Here is a 17,491-nt window from a genome sequence, read left to right as displayed (position 1 = left end):
AGAGCTTGAGGGCGGTAATCTTCCCGGCATCGCTCGTGGAGATAGCAAAGCTTGTCGGTGCAGGCGATAAAATAGCCGGAGTCAACGAGGAGATAAAGCTCGACTACTGCCTGCCAGACTTCAGGGACAGGCCGGTAGTGGGAAAATACCTTCAGAGGGAGAAGTTGACATACTGGGACATTCTCGAAGAGTTGAGACCAGAGGTCATAATGGACTTCGAGATAGACACGCTCTACAGCATAGACGAGCTTAGGGCCTTCGCCGAGAGGCACAACGCAAAGTTAGCCCTCTTCGACATCGTTAAGGTGGAAGACCTTTTCCCGATAACTCAAAAAATCGCCGACCTGCTCGATGGAGACCCTTCAACGCTCCTTGAATTCTACAGGAGACACCTTGAGGGGATTAAAGAAATCTCCAGCGGCGTGGAAGAGCGGAGAAAGGTTGTGATGCTCTACCGCGGGATAAACGTCGTTACCCAGACAAACGTTCTAAGTGATGCAGTAGAAAAGACCGGGGCGGAGTATATGGGGAAGCTCCCGACACACAGAAAGGTAATTCCTGTACCATTCGAAGAGTTCCTAAAGCGCTTTAGTGAGGCCGACGTTCTCATCCTGCTCACCAGCGTCCTCACGAGCGAGGAAAAGCTGAAAAGAATCAGGGACGAGATGCTTGACTCAAGCGAGTGGAGGAAGGTAAAGGCCGTAGATAGTGGGGAAGTCCACATCCTCGGCTCGGCGATAGACAGGAACAGTTTTATGCGCTGGAGTCCAAGGATAATACCCGGAATATACCAGCTCGGAAAGGTAATCTATCCGGACCTTTACCCTGACTGGGAACCGGTAGCTAGGGAACTCTACAGGCTCTGCGGGGTAGAGCGATGAGGAAGGGCCTTATCCTCCTGCTTATCTTTCCAGTGGTTGCAGTTTTCCTCGGAATCTTCGTGGGGAGTTATCCGACTAATCCTCTCCACCTTGACCAGCTTGGAAAAAGGATTATCTGGAACATCAGGCTTCCGAGGACTTTGATGGGAATCTCGGCCGGAATGGCCCTCGGTCTGGGCGGGATGATTCTCCAGGCCGTTTTCAGGAACCCGCTGGTGGACACCTACATCCTCGGCGTCTCCTCGGGGGTTGCCCTCGGGGCCGCTCTAGCAGTTTCCTTCCTCCCGATGGCTGGGATCGCTCCAGTTGCACTGGTCTTCGGCCTTCTGGCGGTTTTCATCGCTTATTCCCTCGCGAGGGTCAACGGTAGGGTCTCAACGGTCTCGCTGGTTCTCGCTGGCATAATAGTCACCTCGCTTTTCTCCGCCCTTCTGGCTCTCCTAGAGCTTCTCCTCTCGAGCGAGAGCCTTTCAGGTCTGGTAGTCTGGCTCATGGGCAGTTTATCAAACGTCTCTTGGAGAACCGTTGACTATTCTCTTCCTGGAGTTGTTGTTCTCGCGATACTCCTTTATTTCCTCCGCTTCAGGCTCAACGTCATGAGCCTGGGTGATGAGGCGGAACTCCTTGGAGTGAACGTCCCGCTGTGGAGAGGAACCTTCGTTTTCCTTTCCGCCCTGCTGACGGTTCTGGTTATATCCTCCACGGGTATAATCGGATGGGTGGGCTTAATCGTCCCCCACACCGCCAGAATGCTCGTCGGCCCGGAGCATTCAAAGCTTATTCTTGCTACCATCTCGATGGGGATAACGGTCATGGTTCTGGCGGATGTCATAGTCAGACTTCTTCCCGGGGACATACCCGTGGGAATAATAACTACCGTCGTTGGCGTTCCGTTCTTCGCTTACCTCCTCAGAAAGACCGGGGGTGCCTGGGAGTGAGGGTTTTGATAGTTTATACAACGAGATACGGCTCAACTGAGAAGGCTGTGAAGCTCACCGCTTCATTGCTAAGGGAAAAAGGACACGAGGTTGACGTGAAGAGGGTTGAAAATAACCCTGCCCCAGAAGGCTACGACCTCGTGATAATGGCCGCCCCGGTTTACCGAGACGGCCCGCACTGGGACCTTATGGAGTGGGTTGAGAGGCACAAGGAAAAGCTTGAAGAAGTTCCCAAGGCCTTCTTCCTCGTTGCGATGCACCTCGCTGGTTCTGTCTTCATGGGCAGACTGCACGGCGGGATAGCCTATTCACAGCCCTTGATAGAGGCCTTCGAGGTTCCGCCCTTCTACGGGACGCTGATAGGGGGAGAAGTAGAGCCGGAGAAGCTGAGCGAGGAGGACAGAAGAAAGATGGAGAGGTTTTACCTTGCTTTGGGTGAGAAGCTCGAGAGGAAGAGCCTTTACCGGGAGGAGGACGTCAGGGCCTTCGTGAGGAGGACGCTCCTCTACTACGACTGGTTTGGAAAGCACTTCAGGAGGGGCGAGCTGGAGAAAGTAAGAAACTTCGATTTCATGGAGAAGATGAGGGAGCTGGAGAGGAATGCTGAGGGCTGAAGGCCTCTACTTCTCCTACGGGGATTTCACGGTTGAAAACGTCAGCCTCACACTAGATAAGGGAGAGTTAGTTGCGATAATAGGCCCGAACGGGGCAGGAAAGAGCACCCTCCTCAAGCTCCTTTTTGGCCTTCTCAAGTCGGAGAGGGGGAAGGTTGAGGTTGATGGGAAGAACATTGCCGAGCTTTCTCCATCTGAAAAGGCTAAGCTCATCGGCTTTGTGCCACAGAACCACGTTCCAACGTTCCCGTTCAAGGCCCTTGACTTTGTTCTTCTCGGAGCCACTCCGGAACTCGGACCCTTTGGCGCTCCGAGTAAGAAGCACAGGGAAAAGGCGATGGAACTTTTGAGGCTCTTCGGCCTTGAAAAGTACGCTGAAAAGCCCTACACTTCGCTGAGCGGCGGACAGATAAGGTTACTCCTCATTGCGAGGGCCTTAATGACCTCGCCAAGATACCTCCTTTTGGATGAACCTACGAGCAACCTCGACCTTAAAAATTCCCTTCTGGTTCTTCAAACGGTGAAGAGGCTCACAAAAGAAGGGGTTGGCTCACTCGTGGTTCTCCACGATCCCAATCTAGCCGGGCTTTTCGCGGACAGGGTCCTGCTGATGAAAGGTGGTAGAATAATCGCCAATGGGAAGCCAGAGGAGGTTATAGATGAGAGACTCCTCAGCGAGGCCTACGGGGTGGAGCTGAAGCTTATAGAATGCGCCGGTGAAAGGGTTTTAAGGCCGAGGGTGGAGGTCTGAGCGATGAAGGACATGCGTGAATATTTAAGCTGGCTCGAGAAACGGGGGGAGCTGATTAGAGTAGAGGAAGAGCTATCACCTGAGCTTGAGATACCGGCCTTTCTGAGGAGGGTTATGTACTCGAAGGCTGGTGCCGTTCTCTTCGAGAGGGTTAAGGGCTATCCCGAGTGGAGAATAGCTGGAAACCTCTTCACGGGCGTTGAGACGCTCAAAGATGCTCTCGGCGTTGAGAGGCTTGAGGAGATAGGGGAGAGACCGCTTAAGCTCTTCGAGGGCCTCCCGCTCGGCTTCTCCGATAAGCTCTCCTCCCTGGGAAGACTGAAGGAGATGAGCGCTTATCTCCCAAAGGTCGTGAGGAAGGCTGAATTCACGAAGAACGTTATTGAAGACAACCCGCTCGACTTTATTCCCGCTTTTAAAACCTGGCCTAGGGACGCTGGAAGGTATCTCACCTATCCCCTCGTCTGCTTCTCCGATCCAAAGGAAGTGAACTCGATAAGCGTTTACAGGGTGATGCTCCTCGACGGCGAGAGAGCTGTTCTCCACTGGCAGATACACAAGCGCGGAAGTCAGGCATGGCGGGATTATATAGAGAAGAACGGCGGAAAGATGCCCGTGGCGATAGCCATCGGCTCGGACATAGGGACTCTATTAACGGCGGTCTCACCGGTTCCTTACCCGCTCGACAAGCTCCTCTTTGCTGGATTCGTCCGCGGGAAGGGCCTCGAACTCTACCGCCTGCCCAACGGAGTTTTAGTTCCGGCCAACGCGGAAGCGGTGATAGAGGGCTACGTTGATGTTAAAGAGCTCCACGAGGAGGGTCCCTTCGGGGACCACTTCGGCTTCTACGACAAGCCAGCAGAGAGGAACGAGCTTTACCCTGTTTTCCACGCCGAGAGGGTTTACTACCGCGACGACCCGATATACTATGGTTCAGTCGTCGGAAAGCCCCCACTGGAGGATGCAGTCATTGGAAAGGCTATCGAGAGGATCTTCCTTCCCATGATGAAAATGATCCTCCCGGAGGTCGTGGATGTAAACTTCCCGGAGTACGGCGTCTTTCAAGGTATCGCAATAGTCTCTATAAAGAAGCGCTACCCTGGGCATGGGAAGAAAGTCCTCAATGCCCTCTGGGGAACCGGACAGGCCGCACTTACTAAGGTTATAGTGGTCGTCAGCGAGGACATCAACCCACACGACATCAACCAAGTTATCTGGGCGATAGCTTCCTTCGTTGACCCGCAGAGGGACGTTTTAGTTATCCCGAACGCCCACACCGATGCCCTCGATCCGGCCGTTCCAAACCCGCCGCTCGGAAGCAAGCTCGGTATAGATGCCACCAGAAAACTCCCGGAGGAAATGAACGGGAGGGTCGTTGAGGAAGTGGAGGAAGACCCCCAAGTGCTCAAAAGGCTTGAAGGACTCTTCAAAAAGTACCTCGGTGAGTGAAATGGCCTTCGATCCCGGAGAGGTGGGCAAAGCCAGTAGGTTCCATGCATTGATGAGGCTAGTCAGGATAGAGCATACCCTTTTCAGCTTACCGTATGCCTACGTCGGAGCATTTTTGAGCGGCTTTAAGGTTACCCTCTGGGAGATCATCTGGATGAGTCTAGCCCTTCTCGGCCTCAGAACGGCAACGATGGCCTACAACAACATTGCCGACCTCGACATAGACAGCCAGAACCCGAGGACGTGGAACAGACCGCTGATTAAGGGAGCCGTTAGGATAAGCGACGCCTGGTGGCTTGTCGTTGTCGGCTCGAGCCTCTACTTCGTTTCAGCCGTCCTCCTCAACTTCTGGACCGCTGTCTTAAGCCCGATTCCATGGATAATAGCCATGAGCTATTCAGGAGCGAAGAGGAAGCACAGCTTTCCGCACCTACATCTAGGCCTTACCCTCGCTTTAGCTGTCACCGCTGGGACGATAGCGGCTGGCGGAGACGAGGCCAACCTGCTGGTCCTCCTCGAAAGGGTTCCCTGGGCGTTCTTCTTTGGAGTTCTCTTCTGGGTGGCTGGATTTGACACGATCTACGCGATAATGGACTACGAGTTCGACGTAAAGCACGGCGTCGGAAGTATACCAGCAAGGTTTGGCATTGAGAAAGCACTCAAGATAGCTTTTATCTTCCATCTCATAGCAATAGCCTTCTTCGGTCTGGCGATTCCGCTCTATAATCTTGGGTGGATCTACGCCCTTGGCTGGCTTATAGGGAGCGCGCTCATCATCTACGAGAACGTCATCGTCTGGAGGGACCTTGAGAACGTGCCAAAGGCGTTCAACCTCAACATCCCAATCGGGCTGATACTAACGCTTGCCGCCATAGCCGACGTCCTGGTAAAGCTCTACGGAGGTGGTTGAATGAGGAAATGGCTCGCCCTTCTACTCGTTGGAATGGTCGTCCTAACCGCTGGATGTGTTGGCTCGAATGAAAAGGCCTCAACAGGCACGACAACTGAGCTCCCAACAGTTAGGGCCGCGACGCTCATGGGAGGAATAAGCACCCTCGACATCATGGAGGCTAAGGGCTTCGACAGGGAGAACGGCTTTAGAGTCCAGGTTCTCCGCCTCGGGAAGACGCCGGACATAATAGCGGCCCTCGCGAAGGGCGAGACGGACTTTGCTGTCATCCCTGCCGAGATGGCGGCAAAGCTTGCTCAGAGGGGGACTGAGATAGAGATAGTTGCAGTTGACATGATGCAGAACCAGGCGATACTCGGAAAGAAGATGAAGCCCGAAGACCTCAGAGGGAAGAAGATCGGGGCGGTTGTGGCATCGGGAACCTTCAAGCTCTTCCAGGCCTACATGAAAGTCCTCTACAACTTAACGCCCGATGACTATACAGTTGTTAACGTCCCGCCCGGCTCGATAAAGGACTCGCTCAACGATGTGGATGCCGTCGTCATCTGGGAGCCGATAGTGAGCGAGCTTATAGCCAGCAATGTAAGCGTCATAGCGACCTTCGAAGACCTCTGGAATGAGGCGGAGGATAGGGACATCGTTGAAGGAGAGCCTGTAATGCTCGTCTGGGTCGTGAGGAAGGACTTCGCCGATGAGCATCCAGACCTCGTTAAGGCCTTCGTAAAAGCTCAAAAGAAGAGTGCCAAGTTCTGGGAGGAGAACGAGGACGAGACCAAGGAGATACTCGGAAAGCTCTACCACCTCGATGCCAAGACCCTCGATATCCTCTACGACAGAGTCGAGGTCAACGACGACGAGCTTGACGACGACCTTATAGAGGGCATAAAGTCCGAGTGGAGGCTGGCCTACCTCGGAGGCTACCTCGAAAAAGACCCATCGAAACTGGACATCTTCTACAGGGGCTGAAAGATGAAACGTGGCTGGCTCTACCTTTTCATTTTTGCAGTGGCTTCCTGGGTTCTGCTGGGAAAGCTCTACCCGGCCTTAATACCTAGCATAGGTGAGACGCTGAGCTTTTACTCCCGCGTTGGAGTTAATGAAGTCCTGAACGCCACAGTTTTAACCTTTTATCACAGCTTTACTGGCTTTCTCATCGCTTTTGCCCTCGTCGGACTTTCCATACTCCTGTCGCTTTACTCGGGAGAGCTTAAGGCCTTCTTCTCGGCTTTAAACGTCTTCCTCCAGAGCGTTTCGGTCCTTGTCTGGACGATAATCTTCATCATGATATTCGGTGTTACGAGTCCGATAGCTCCAATCCTCGTCACGGCGATGGCGGCCTTTCCGGCGCTCCTCTCTGCCGGAATAAGCTCTAGCGAGAACCTTCTGGCTAAATACCGCCCGCTGGTTGTTCTGGCGAGGCCCTCAAAGCTCCAGCTCTACTGGCACTTCATAGTCCCAGGAACGCTTCCTGAGATGGTATCAGCCAGCAGGGTGGCGCTGGGAATTGCCTTAAGAATAAGCGTCGTTGCTGAGGCCTTTGGCTCCGCTGGGGGAATAGGCTACCAGCTGGTTTACTCCTACGATCTGGGGCTCAAGGATGGCGTCTTCGCGTGGGCGCTCCTGCTGATAGTACTCATGATAACCCTCGACCAGTTGATCCTCAGGAGGCTTGAGCTGTGGGTGAGGCGCTGGTACTGGTGAAGAACCTCAGGAAGTCCTTTGGTGAACTAATACTCAGCGGGATTAGCCTCGAGGTTAAAAGGGGGGAGGTAGTTGGAATAGTCGGGCCGAACGGGACGGGAAAAAGCACCCTCGTGAAGATAATCGCCGGTGTGGAAAAACCTGATTCCGGCGAGGTGATCTTGAGGGGAACCCTCGCCGTCGCCTACCAGGAGGACTACCTCCTCCCCTGGAAGAGGATAAGGGAGAACGTCTGCCTCCCGCTGAAGTTTAGGGGGAGAGACTGCTCGCCCGAGGAGCTGGCGGAGAGGCTCGGTCTCAAAGGGTATCTCGACCTCTATCCAAAAGAAGTGAGCGGCGGCAACAGGAGGAAGGCGGCGATCTTAAGGGCCATCCTGATGGACGCTGACGTTACGGTTCTCGATGAACCCTTTACGGGACTCGACACGGCTTCGATCGAGGCTTTGTTAGCTCTCATCTCGGAGCTGAAGGGAAGAGGAAATGCCTTCCTGATAGTATCTCACCAGCTGGACGAACTGTTCAGGGTTGCCGACAGGGTTTACGTCCTCTCGGGAAGGCCGGCTCTTGTTAAGAAAGTTCTCGGGAGGGAGGAGCTTGGTAAGGGAGCTGTTTAACAGCATAGCCAGTCGTTACGACCTGGCCAACAGGCTGATAAGCCTCGACCTCGACTGCTGCTGGAGGAGGAAAACCTGCGAAGAGGCGTTAAAGGCCCTCCCGCCGGCTGGTAAAATCAAAGTTCTTGACGTCGCCTGCGGAACAGGGGACATGCTCCGCTGTCTCAGGAAGAAGCTCGGAGAGAAAGGCATCAGTGGGGATTTCTACGGCCTCGACTGCAGTGAGAACATGCTTGAAGTCGCCAAAAAGAAGGTTCCCTTCGCGAAACTCGTTCCTGGATTCGCAGAGAAAATACCCTTCGACGACGGGAGCTTTGATCTCATAACAGTTGCCTTCGGCGTCAGGAACTTTTCCGACAGGAAAAGAGCCATTAAAGAGCTTTACAGGGTTTTAAAGCCAGGCGGAGTCTTGGCTGTTCTGGAATTTTCGCGGAATCCCTCTGTTCTCGGAAAGCTCGCGTGGTTCTACACGGAGAGGGTAGTTCCTCTCGTTGGTGGGCTGATAACGGGCAATAAAAAGGCCTACACCTATCTCGTCGAGTCCATAGGGAAGTTTCCTCATCCGGAGGAGCTGGCGAGAGAATTTGAAAGCGCTGGGTTCTCAACGTTGAAGCTCCGCTGGTTCTTCCCCAGGATAGCCTTCCTCCTCCTTCTGAGAAAGGGCCGTTAAAACCCTTACAGCCCCGTTGGCGAGCTTTCTCTCCCTAGCTATTGAAAACCCGTTCTCCACCAAGAGCTTCCCGATATCGGTTCTGAAATTGGTCCCAGTTATTCTGCTCGTTATCGCACTGAGACCATTTAGGAACGCCCTGAAGAGGAGGTTATCAGGTGGAGAACACTCCATTGCAAGGAGAACTCCGCCGGACTTGAGAACCCTCCGGATTTCCCTAACAACTACCTCCTTCTCGGGGATAACACAGAGAAAGAAAGTCGAAACGGCAGTGTCAAAGGAGTTATCCGGAAAGGGCAACTTTCGTGCATCGGCCTTCATAAGCGAAACCTTCGCCTTCGAACGCTTTTTCCTGGCCTTCTCGAGCATCTTCTCGCTGATATCTATCCCGACGACTTCAACGCCTTCTGGATAGAACGGAAGGTTCAGGCCCGTTCCAACACCCAGCTCAATAACCTTACCCCTGGCCCTCCTGATGAGTTCCCTTCTCGCCTTCCGTATCCCCGTAGGGACTTCGAGGAGCGTGTTTATCGGCTCGTAGATGTAGCTGGCTATGTCGTACCTCACCGCAACCCCTCCGCCGTCCAGCGTATTGACTCCTCGAGCGGGATAGGTTTGAGAAAGGAAGGCGCATCGTTTCGCTTGCAGGTGTTCGGCTTAAGGGCCATCTTAACGCTTGGACTGAACTTCCCAGCGAGGTGGAGAAGGCCCTCTGGAACTGGAAGGATGAGCACTCTCCTTCCAGCTGACGAGAAGACCTCGCTGACGAGTTCACCCAGCGCTATCACCTTTTCGCCGCAGAGGTTCACCTCAAGGTTCTCATTCCTCTCGAGGATTTCCCCGATGATCTTCACTAAATCCCTCACGTCTATTGGCTGGACTGGGGTTTTTAGATTTGGAAAGACCCTCCACTTAAGGGCATCGTGGAAGAGCCTCTGACCCGGCCCGAGGACGAGGGAAGGTCTAGCTATCGCGTAGCTCTTAACCTTTCTCACTTCCTCCTCTCCGAGGGCTTTGGTTCGGAAGTAGGGGATTTCCGAGTCCTCGTCGGCACCGAGGGCGCTCATATGGATTAACCTGCATGAGTTGCAAGCCCTGGCTATCTCCCTAGGGATGGCCACATGGGTTTTATGGTAATCACCTCTGAGAACGCCGAGGAGGTTTATTACCGCATCTGGATTCAGCTCTTCAACGAGCCTCCCGTATTCTTCAGGCTCTCCATTAACTCTGATAGTTTTTACACCGGGGATGGCTATGTCTCTCCTCGTCGGGATCACTACCTCATGTCCCATTTGGATGAGCTCGACCCTCAGAAATCCGCCTATGAAGCCGGTTCCGCCGGTCAGGATTACCTCCATGAGATACACCGTGAACTTCAATACAGCCAAAGAACTGAAATCAAAAGAAAAGGGATCACTCTCCGCTCTGGGTAAGCAATGCCCTCAGCTTTGGTGCCCTGGCTCCGAGCTCCCTGTCGAGCATGAAGAGGCCCTGAGGATTGTCGCCGATGATTTTGAGTTTGTCAACAATCGCCTTCGTGCTGGCCTCCTCCTCAACCTGCTCCTCAACGAACCACTGGAGGAACTGGTTGGTCGCGTGGTCCTTCTCTTCCTGCGCCAGCTCGACGAGCTTGAAGATCGACTGTGTAACTCCAACCTCGTGGAGATAGACCGCTTCAAAGGCCTTAAGCGGGCTCTCAAAGGTCTGTTTGGGCTTCTCAATTCTCTCGAGCTCGACCTTCCCACCCCGGTCAAAGATGTAGTCGTAGAACCTCATCGCATGACCAAGCTCCTCCTCTGCCTGGGCCTCCATCCAAGTGGCGAAGCCGTCGAAGCCCATATCCTTAAAGTAGGCCGCTATACCAATGTAGAAGTATGCAGAAAACAGCTCCTTGTTGAGTTGCTCGTTCAAAGCTTTGAGCATTCTCTCGCTCAGCATTACAATCACCTCATTGGTATATTGTTTTCGAACGTTATAAGTTTATCCATCGAACCATGGTGATGTATTGAAGAAAAACCAATATCACCTCCAGTGATTGACGTTATGTTAACTTCCCATTTTTGAGGTGTATTTTCGTCAATTCCCAGGCCGATTTCCAGGCCATTTTTGTCAGTTGTTCAGCAAAGACACAGTTCGGCCAACAAAAGTTCATTAGGGAAACCAAAAAAGTTATATTTACCAACGATGTTGGACAATAACGAGAACAAACACACAAGAGTGGGTAGCGGAGGTGATGCCGATGGCGAAGACGACCTTTGAGGAGGAGATCTATCTTAGGACACTCACAGGAAGGCTGGTCGGAAAGGCCCTCGCGGACCTTGGGCTCAATAAGGTGGCAGTAGTTGCAAGCAGGAACGTAATCTGCTCCAGCATAGCCACCGCGACCGAAGCCACTTTCATAACCCTAAGCGGAGGTGTGACCTACCACTTCTTGGCGGAGGAGGGTAAGGAGGCAGATGTAGCCAAGCGCGTCAAGGAGTTCGCCCCGCAGGTTACCGTTCTCCAGTTCGGCGGTGAGACCCCAATAGAGGAGACCAAGAAGGTGTTCGTCGAGACCCTCAGGCAGTTTGCCGAGCAGGACGTTCCTGGGGCCTTTGTAGTCCACGTCAGGATATTCGCGGCAGGAGGACTCAGCGAGGCTCTCAAGGACGAGAAGATCCGCGAATACCTTGACAAGAAGGACCTCTTCGTCTACACAGTCGGCTTCGACGAGGGCAAGGTATACGTCAACAAGATAATCCTTGACGGCGAGGAGGTCAAGCTCGAGAAGATCGCGGAGTATCAGGTTACGCTGGAACACGCCGACCTGCTCAACCGCTCCCTCAAGGACAGGAGCGTTACCTTCGCTTGAATTCCAGGCTTTTCTTTTTCCCTCGTTCCCATCTCTGTCCAGTAAAGGTTTTTAGGTTCGCTTCTCTAACTTCTGTGGTTAAAACATAAAAGGAGGCGTTGCGATGAGAATCTTCAAGGTGCCGAGGGAGCCTGGAGCGGGAGGAACGATAATCCTATCGATGGTAGGTGGCCTAATCCTTGCCCACGCCGACTGGCGGGGTTGGCTTATTGGTCTTATCGTCGCCATGGTAACGTTCTTCACCTTCGATTTTGCCTTTGACTCTTACCGCGCCTGGAATTTGAAGGGCATGATAGCGGCCCTGGGAATAAACGGCCTGGCGTACATCCTTCCCGCATTCTACTGGTTTGGGAGCCGGATTTTTGAACCGTCAACAGATAACCCCCCCTTCGTCCCGCTGACTGTGGTTGGTATTCTCTTCGCCCTTCACTTCGCTTTCTCCAGAGCCAAGGGCTGGAAGCATCCTGTTACCTACGCCTTAGGAAACCTTCTCCCGGCCGTCCCAGCCCTCTTTGCCCCAGCAGTTTCAGGAAGGCCTTTCAACGATGACGTCTTCGCTTTCTGGCTCCTTCTGGCTTACTACGAGGCGATTGGAGCGGCCTACGTCGAGACTAGACTGGCCTTTAGGAAGTTTCCCAAGAAATATCCTTTAATGGCATGGCTTCCAATATTTGGAGTTCTGGCATACAATCCTTATCTGATCATAGCCCTCATCGAGCCCACGGTGAGGCTGGTGAAGAACCTCAGAGAAGAGAACTACGTCGCAAAAATCGAAGACATCAAGGCCCTTGGATGGAGCGTCTTCAGGAGCGTCATGCTGCTCTACGTCCTAACGCTGGCCGTTCTCTATCTGACTTGATGTCGTTTCATTTTAGAACTTCCTCTTCTGATGAAAACCTTTTTATCCATCCTTTTCGAACCGCTATTGGTGATGTCAATGGTCGCCGTTAGGGTTGAACAGCTGTGCACTGACCCAGAGCTGTATATCATCAGGGTCGACGATGACAGGATCAAGTACTTCGAGGCCACCTGGGAGATACCCGAGGGGATAACCTATAACTCCTACCTGATGAAGCTGGACGGTGCAGTGGTTCTCTTCGATGCAAGCAAAGGTGAATACACGGACATATTTCTCGATGCCCTGAGGAAGATCGTTGATCCGAAGGAGATAACCCACATAATCGTGCACCACACCGAGCCGGACCACAGCGGTGCCCTTCCGAAGCTCCTTGAGGAGAACGGCCACAGGGCCCAGATAATAGGAACCCAGTTCGCCAGGAATCTGCTCCAGGGTTTCTACGGCGACGAAGTCGTGAAGAACTTCAAGGTCGTCAAGGACGGCGAAGAGCTCAGTATAGGGGGCAAGACCTTCCGCTTCATAACCGTTCCGTGGCTCCACTGGCCGGACACAATGATAACCTACGTTGTGGAGGACAGGCTGATATTCTCCTGCGACGCCGGCGGCGGCTATGGAATCCCTGAGGCGATAGACGACAGCGATGAGAAGGTCGTAGAGGAGTACCTTCCCCATGTAACGAAGTACATCGTCACCGTTATCGGCCACTACCACAAGTACATCGTCCAGAACATCAAGAAACTGAAAGGCCTCGGCATAGTTGAGGAAGCCAAGATGATACTCCCCGGACACGGCCTGGCCTGGTGCAAGAACCCAAAGAGGATATTCGAGTTCTACGAAGCTGTGGGCGCTGGTGTTCCAGAGAAGGACAAAGTCCTCGTCATCTACGACTCAATGTACGGCTTCGTAGAGAAGAGGATGGAGATCGTCCTTGACGAGCTCAAGAAGCTCGGCAAGAAGCCGGTTGTGTATCGCTTCACTGACAAGGAGGCCCCGGCTGTAAGCGACATCCTCGGAGAGGTTCCGAGTGCCGAGGCTTTGGTAATCGGCGCCTCGACCTACGAGGCTGAGATACATCCCAGGGTGAGATACACCCTCTACGAGATACTAGACAAGGCCAACTACGAAAAGCCCGTTCTCATCGTCGGTGCCTTCGGCTGGGGCGGTGTCGCTGGAAAGAAGATCGAGACACTGATCAGCAGGAGCAAGTTCGACCTCGTCGACACCGTGGAGAGCAGGGGCCGCCCAACGGAAGAGGACGAGAGGAGGCTCAGGGAAGCGGTTAGAAAGCTCGTAGCTTGGGCGAGCTGAGCTCCCAATTTTTAAATTTTAAAGCTTCTCAACCCGTTCTATGGGTTCGAATTGTCCCAACTCCAGTTCAGAAAAGGAGAAACATTAAAAGCCGGTGTGAACGATGGCAACATCAGAGAAAGCCGGAGTACTTGATCAGGATGTCTTTCAGCTCAAGGGCCTTCTTGTATGTCGGGGACTCGGGGTTTTTGAGGATCGCCTCCACCTCGGGGTCGTACTCCTCCACAAGTTCATCGTAGGGGATTATGGTTTTTGTCGTGAAATCGTTGAATCCTAGCTCATCCAAGATCCTCTCCACCTTTTCCACATGTTTCTCCTTCTTGACTTTGTTTATTACCAAGTGCACGTAGGGGATTCCAAGCTGCCGGGCAAGTTTCGCCGCATCAACCGCCACCTGAACGGAGTTGTACGTCGGCTCGGTAAGAACGACCGCCTGCTTGAAGCCCCTCGCAAGCGCCCTTCCAAAGTGCTCCAGTCCGGCCTGAGTGTCCATCAGGATTATCTCGCCCTTCCTGAGGTTGATGTACTTGACGACAGCGTCTAGAAGAGCGTTCTCCGGACAGAGGCATCCGGCCGCTGCTTGGACGACGCTGCCCATCACGAGGAGCATCACACCGTCGGGACCGATGACACCGAACCTCTCAACCACGTCCCTCACATCGGGGGTTAACGAGAAGTACAGACCCCAGTTCGTTCCAGGCCTGGCTCCAGTTTTCTCCTCTATGTAGTCGAGGTTTCTGTTCAGCGGAACGATTTTATCCCTGACCTCCTTGGGAACCCCAAGGGCGTGGGCAAGGTTCATCTGGGGATCCTCGTCGACCGCCAGCACTCTGTAGCCGTCCCTTGCGAGGAGCCTCGCCAGAAGGGCCGTTGTGGTGGTTTTTCCAACGCCGCCTTTTCCGGTTATGACCACCCTGAAACCTTCCTCAGGGGCCTGTTTTTTTGCCCTCTTCTGAAGCTCCTCCGCTACTTTGAACAGCTTTTTCCTCCTCTCCTCATTCTCGGGATTCACCGGCTTTGACATATCTGATACACCTTCTATTGACTGGAATTCGGACGTATAAATGCTTTTAGGTTTTAACTTCGAACTCCAGTATTGGTCTTGTAGGAACATACTTGGGCAGATATTGGATACGATGTTGATAAATGTACTAATGAAATTTAACGTACATGAATGTATAACCATTGGTTTCACACTTTTGGGTAATCGACTATATCGGTCCTTTTTTGGAATTTTAGATGGAGTATATCGTAATAAATTCCCAAAATCACCAACCATATCTTTGTAAAATATCAAAGTTTTATGTTAAAACAGAAAGGAATTTATAAAACAATGTTCCAAGAAGAAGACGGTGATTTCCCATGTCCACCGATTCAAAGCCTACCATCTTCATCAACCCAGCGAAGTGCATTGGCTGTCGACACTGTGAAATAGCGTGTGCAGTGGAGCACTCACAGAGCAAGGACCTCTTCTCCGCCATCTTCGAGGATCCCCTCCCCCTGCCCAGAATACACATTCTCCCGATGGGTGCCTACAACGTCCCTATGAACTGCCGTCACTGCGACGGGGCGCCCTGTGTAGAGGTCTGCCCGACGGGGGCACTCTACCACGACGAGCAGGGCGCGGTTATGCTGGCAGAGGACAAGTGTATAGGCTGCAAGATGTGTGCCATCGTCTGTCCCTTTGGTATTCCCGAGTTCGACGCCCTCAACGGTGTGATGTTCAAGTGCGATATGTGCCCGGACAGAAGGGCCGAGGGGAGGGAGCCGGCCTGTGTTGAGGCCTGCAAGACCGGAGCACTCCAGTTTGGAACGATAGACGAGATAGTATCGAAGGTCAGGAAGGAGAAGGCCGAGCAGATAGTCAAGCTGAAGGAAGGTGAGGTTGAGGAGGAATACAACGGTTGGGACCTTTACAGGTCTATGCAGACCGTTGTTATTCGCATAAACGAAGGTGATTCAAAATGAAGAAGAATTATAAGGAGGTCTCCATAGACCCGACCACACAGCAGATGTATGAACGGGCCCAGGAAATGGGCATTGAGACTGTTTGGGAGAGGCTCGAAAAGCAGCAGCCCCAGTGTGGCTACGGCCTCCTTGGAATCTGCTGTAGGAACTGTATGATGGGCCCGTGCAGGATAAACCCCTTCGGCGGTGAGCCAAAGAGGGGAGTCTGCGGTGCCGATGCAGACACCATCGTTGCCAGGAACCTCCTCAGGATGATAGCGGCCGGAGCGGCTGCACACAGCGACCACGGAAGGCACGTGGCTTTAACCCTTCTCATAGCCGCCGAGATGGCCGAGAAGTTCAAGAAGGAAGGAAAGCCCGTCCTTGAGCTCGACAACATGGCTTCAAACACCCTCCCATACCAGGTGAGGGACGTTGAGAAGCTGAAGGCGGTTGCAAAGAGGCTGGGAATAGAGACTGAGGGCAGGACGATAAGGGAGATAGCAAAGGAGGTCGCTGAAGTAGCCCTAAACGACTTTGGAAAGCAGGACGAGGAAGCTATAGCCTTCCTGAAGGCCTACCTCAACCCCAAGACCTACGAGGTGTTTGAGAAGGCTGGAGAGAAGGCCGGAATGCCCTGGTTTGAGAACGGAATCCTCCCGAGGAGCATAGACAGGGAAATAGTCGAGAGCCTCCACAGGACCCACATAGGCACCGACCACGACCCAGTTAGCATACTCCTCCATGGCCTTAAGACCTCGCTCGGCGATGCCTGGGGCGGCTCCCTCATAGCCACTGAACTCCAGGACATACTCTTCGGAACGCCCCAGGTCATAAAGGCCGAGGCCAACCTCGGGGTTCTGAAGGAGGACTACGTCAACATAGTCGTCCACGGCCATGAGCCCGTTCTGTCGGAGAAGATAGTTGAAGCGGCCCAGGATCCAGAGCTCATAGAGCTGGCCCAGAAGTACGGTGCCAAGGGAATAAACGTCGTTGGAATGTGCTGTACCGGTCTCGAGGTCCTCATGAGGCACGGCATTCCCATAGCGGGCAACTTCCTCCAGCAGGAGATGGCGATAGTTACCGGTGCAGTTGAGGCTATGGTCGTTGACGTCCAGTGTATAATGCCCGCAACTGTTGACGTTGCCAGGTGCTTCCATACCAAGATAATCGATACGAGCCCGATAGCGACCTTCCCAGGGGCTATACACATCAAGTTCGACGAGCGCAGAGCTGACGAGATAGCAAAGGAGATAGTGAAGACCGCGGTGGAGAACTTCCCGAACAGGTCGAAGCAGAGGGTTGAGATACCGAAGGAGAAGATGGAAGGCTACGTCGGCTTCAGTGTCGAGGCAATACTCAAGCACTTCGGAGGAACCCTCAAGCCGATCGAGGACGCTATCATCGAGGGCAAGATAAAGGGCGTCGCAGGACTGGTCGGATGCAACAACCCGAAGGTAAAGCAGGACCACAACCACATAAAGATAGCGAATGAGCTCATGAAGAGGGATGTCCTCCTCGTGGGAACAGGCTGTTGGGCCACTGCCGCAATGAAGTACGGAATATTCCTGCCCGAATACGCTGACACGGAGAACGTCGGTCCTGGCCTGAGGGAGTTCGCCAAGGAGTGGGGAATCCCGCCGGCACTCAACATGGGTTCGTGCGTTGACTGCACCAGGATTCTCGTGCTCGCTGACATGGTTGCCAGAGATCTGAACGTTCCTATTCATGCCCTCCCGGTTGTCGGCTCCGCCCCCGAAGCTATGACCGAGAAGGCGGTCTCAATAGGAACCTACTTCGTCGCCAGCGGCATAACGACCCACCTCGGCGTTGTTCCACCGGTTCTCGGCGGACCGAAGGTGGTCAAGATACTCACCCACGACCTCTACGACATCGTCGGGGCGGCTTTCATAGTGGAGCCAGACCCGTACAAGGCAGCGAAGAAGATGTACGACCACATCATGAAGAAGAGGAAGGAGCTCGGTATCTGACCCTCCC

The 17,491-nt window shown here is 53.4% G+C and carries 19 protein-coding genes; 15 read left to right on the top strand and 4 right to left on the bottom strand.

Features of this window, described 5'->3' with window-relative positions; all coding sequences use genetic code 11:
* The first annotated feature begins 5 nt into the window (after positions 1-5).
* Genes A3L09_RS01455 through ubiE form a run of 10 tightly spaced genes read left to right on the top strand, consistent with a single transcriptional unit; the run spans position 6 to position 8,528 of the window.
* A complete protein-coding gene (locus tag A3L09_RS01455) occupies positions 6-881 on the top strand; it encodes an ABC transporter substrate-binding protein (protein WP_088857291.1) in 876 nt (291 codons plus the stop codon).
* Entirely contained in the window at positions 878-1,819 is a 942-nt protein-coding gene (locus tag A3L09_RS01450) for a FecCD family ABC transporter permease (protein ID WP_088857290.1), read from the top strand. The genes A3L09_RS01455 and A3L09_RS01450 overlap by 4 nt, the downstream gene beginning before the upstream one ends.
* Entirely contained in the window at positions 1,816-2,433 is a 618-nt protein-coding gene (locus A3L09_RS01445; RefSeq protein ID WP_157727175.1) for a flavodoxin domain-containing protein, read from the top strand. The genes A3L09_RS01450 and A3L09_RS01445 overlap by 4 nt, the downstream gene beginning before the upstream one ends.
* Entirely contained in the window at positions 2,420-3,184 is a 765-nt protein-coding gene (locus A3L09_RS01440) for an ABC transporter ATP-binding protein (protein WP_088857288.1), read from the top strand. Before A3L09_RS01445 ends, A3L09_RS01440 begins: the two co-directional genes overlap by 14 nt.
* A gap of 3 nt (positions 3,185-3,187) precedes the next feature.
* Positions 3,188-4,633 carry a UbiD family decarboxylase gene (locus tag A3L09_RS01435; RefSeq protein WP_088857287.1) on the top strand — a complete coding sequence of 482 codons (1,446 nt, stop codon included), beginning with the start codon at positions 3,188-3,190 and terminating at the stop codon, positions 4,631-4,633.
* 1 nt (position 4,634) lies between these two features.
* Positions 4,635-5,543, top strand: a complete 909-nt coding sequence (locus A3L09_RS01430; protein WP_088857286.1) for a 4-hydroxybenzoate octaprenyltransferase — start codon at positions 4,635-4,637, stop codon at positions 5,541-5,543.
* The gene (locus A3L09_RS01425) at positions 5,544-6,509 is read left to right on the top strand and encodes an ABC transporter substrate-binding protein (protein ID WP_088857285.1); all 966 of its coding nucleotides are present in this window, start codon (positions 5,544-5,546) and stop codon (positions 6,507-6,509) included.
* 3 nt (positions 6,510-6,512) lie between these two features.
* Positions 6,513-7,244 (top strand): ABC transporter permease, encoded by a 732-nt coding sequence (locus tag A3L09_RS01420; RefSeq protein WP_088857284.1) that lies wholly within the window; start codon positions 6,513-6,515, stop codon positions 7,242-7,244.
* Entirely contained in the window at positions 7,220-7,858 is a 639-nt protein-coding gene (locus A3L09_RS01415) for an ATP-binding cassette domain-containing protein (RefSeq protein ID WP_088857283.1), read from the top strand. Before A3L09_RS01420 ends, A3L09_RS01415 begins: the two co-directional genes overlap by 25 nt.
* Positions 7,839-8,528, top strand: coding sequence for a bifunctional demethylmenaquinone methyltransferase/2-methoxy-6-polyprenyl-1,4-benzoquinol methylase UbiE (gene ubiE, locus A3L09_RS01410; RefSeq protein ID WP_088857282.1), 690 nt, complete (start codon positions 7,839-7,841; stop codon positions 8,526-8,528). Before A3L09_RS01415 ends, ubiE begins: the two co-directional genes overlap by 20 nt.
* On the opposite strand, the gene A3L09_RS01405 is transcribed toward ubiE, so the two are convergent.
* From A3L09_RS01405 to A3L09_RS01395, 3 genes are read right to left on the bottom strand one after another with little or no spacing between them, the layout of a single operon-like run.
* Positions 8,460-9,095, bottom strand: coding sequence for a class I SAM-dependent methyltransferase (locus A3L09_RS01405; RefSeq protein WP_157727174.1), 636 nt, complete (start codon positions 9,093-9,095; stop codon positions 8,460-8,462). The genes ubiE and A3L09_RS01405 overlap by 69 nt on opposite strands.
* Complete coding sequence (locus A3L09_RS01400) at positions 9,092-9,886, bottom strand: NAD-dependent epimerase/dehydratase family protein (protein WP_088857280.1); 795 nt, start codon at positions 9,884-9,886, stop codon at positions 9,092-9,094. Before A3L09_RS01400 ends, A3L09_RS01405 begins: the two co-directional genes overlap by 4 nt.
* Positions 9,887-9,941: 55 nt before the next feature.
* Positions 9,942-10,466 (bottom strand): ferritin, encoded by a 525-nt coding sequence (locus A3L09_RS01395; protein ID WP_088857279.1) that lies wholly within the window; start codon positions 10,464-10,466, stop codon positions 9,942-9,944.
* A gap of 295 nt (positions 10,467-10,761) precedes the next feature.
* Here A3L09_RS01395 and A3L09_RS01390 point away from each other — a divergent pair, with 295 nt between their 5' ends.
* From A3L09_RS01390 to A3L09_RS01380, 3 genes are all read left to right on the top strand, one after another.
* The gene (locus A3L09_RS01390) at positions 10,762-11,379 is read left to right on the top strand and encodes a hypothetical protein (RefSeq protein ID WP_232473553.1); all 618 of its coding nucleotides are present in this window, start codon (positions 10,762-10,764) and stop codon (positions 11,377-11,379) included.
* Between the two features lie 103 nt (positions 11,380-11,482).
* Complete coding sequence (locus tag A3L09_RS01385; RefSeq protein WP_088857277.1) at positions 11,483-12,238, top strand: hypothetical protein; 756 nt, start codon at positions 11,483-11,485, stop codon at positions 12,236-12,238.
* 78 nt (positions 12,239-12,316) lie between these two features.
* Positions 12,317-13,546: an FprA family A-type flavoprotein gene (locus A3L09_RS01380; protein WP_088857276.1), complete on the top strand. Its 1,230-nt coding sequence runs from the start codon at positions 12,317-12,319 to the stop codon at positions 13,544-13,546.
* 112 nt (positions 13,547-13,658) lie between these two features.
* Here the strand turns inward: A3L09_RS01380 and A3L09_RS01375 are convergent, their stop codons facing one another.
* Entirely contained in the window at positions 13,659-14,570 is a 912-nt protein-coding gene (locus tag A3L09_RS01375; RefSeq protein WP_232473552.1) for an ATP-binding protein, read from the bottom strand.
* A gap of 338 nt (positions 14,571-14,908) precedes the next feature.
* On the opposite strand from A3L09_RS01375, the gene A3L09_RS01370 reads away from it, so the two are divergent.
* Positions 14,909-15,514: a 4Fe-4S dicluster domain-containing protein gene (locus A3L09_RS01370; protein WP_088857274.1), complete on the top strand. Its 606-nt coding sequence runs from the start codon at positions 14,909-14,911 to the stop codon at positions 15,512-15,514.
* A complete protein-coding gene (gene cooS / locus A3L09_RS01365; RefSeq protein ID WP_088857273.1) occupies positions 15,511-17,484 on the top strand; it encodes an anaerobic carbon-monoxide dehydrogenase catalytic subunit in 1,974 nt (657 codons plus the stop codon). Before A3L09_RS01370 ends, cooS begins: the two co-directional genes overlap by 4 nt.
* Positions 17,485-17,491 lie beyond the last annotated feature (7 nt).

Origin of the sequence: Thermococcus profundus (genome assembly GCF_002214585.1) — an archaeon.
GTDB lineage: Archaea > Methanobacteriota_B > Thermococci > Thermococcales > Thermococcaceae > Thermococcus > Thermococcus profundus.
The sequence above is the reverse complement of the archived record's forward strand: the minus strand, read 5'-3'. Positions and strand labels throughout refer to the sequence as shown.

Coding starts and splice junctions, on each gene's coding strand:
- A3L09_RS01450 (WP_088857290.1), top strand. CDS start 878: ATGAGGAAGGGCCTTATCCTCCTGCTTATCTTTCCAGTGGTTGCAGTT.
- A3L09_RS01440 (WP_088857288.1), top strand. CDS start 2,420: ATGCTGAGGGCTGAAGGCCTCTACTTCTCCTACGGGGATTTCACGGTT.
- A3L09_RS01435 (WP_088857287.1), top strand. CDS start 3,188: ATGAAGGACATGCGTGAATATTTAAGCTGGCTCGAGAAACGGGGGGAG.
- A3L09_RS01430 (WP_088857286.1), top strand. CDS start 4,635: ATGGCCTTCGATCCCGGAGAGGTGGGCAAAGCCAGTAGGTTCCATGCA.
- A3L09_RS01425 (WP_088857285.1), top strand. CDS start 5,544: ATGAGGAAATGGCTCGCCCTTCTACTCGTTGGAATGGTCGTCCTAACC.
- A3L09_RS01420 (WP_088857284.1), top strand. CDS start 6,513: ATGAAACGTGGCTGGCTCTACCTTTTCATTTTTGCAGTGGCTTCCTGG.
- A3L09_RS01400 (WP_088857280.1), bottom strand. CDS start 9,886: ATGGAGGTAATCCTGACCGGCGGAACCGGCTTCATAGGCGGATTTCTG.
- A3L09_RS01395 (WP_088857279.1), bottom strand. CDS start 10,466: ATGCTGAGCGAGAGAATGCTCAAAGCTTTGAACGAGCAACTCAACAAG.
- A3L09_RS01390 (WP_232473553.1), top strand. CDS start 10,762: ATGCCGATGGCGAAGACGACCTTTGAGGAGGAGATCTATCTTAGGACA.
- A3L09_RS01385 (WP_088857277.1), top strand. CDS start 11,483: ATGAGAATCTTCAAGGTGCCGAGGGAGCCTGGAGCGGGAGGAACGATA.
- A3L09_RS01380 (WP_088857276.1), top strand. CDS start 12,317: ATGGTCGCCGTTAGGGTTGAACAGCTGTGCACTGACCCAGAGCTGTAT.
- A3L09_RS01375 (WP_232473552.1), bottom strand. CDS start 14,570: ATGTCAAAGCCGGTGAATCCCGAGAATGAGGAGAGGAGGAAAAAGCTG.
- A3L09_RS01370 (WP_088857274.1), top strand. CDS start 14,909: ATGTCCACCGATTCAAAGCCTACCATCTTCATCAACCCAGCGAAGTGC.
- cooS (WP_088857273.1), top strand. CDS start 15,511: ATGAAGAAGAATTATAAGGAGGTCTCCATAGACCCGACCACACAGCAG.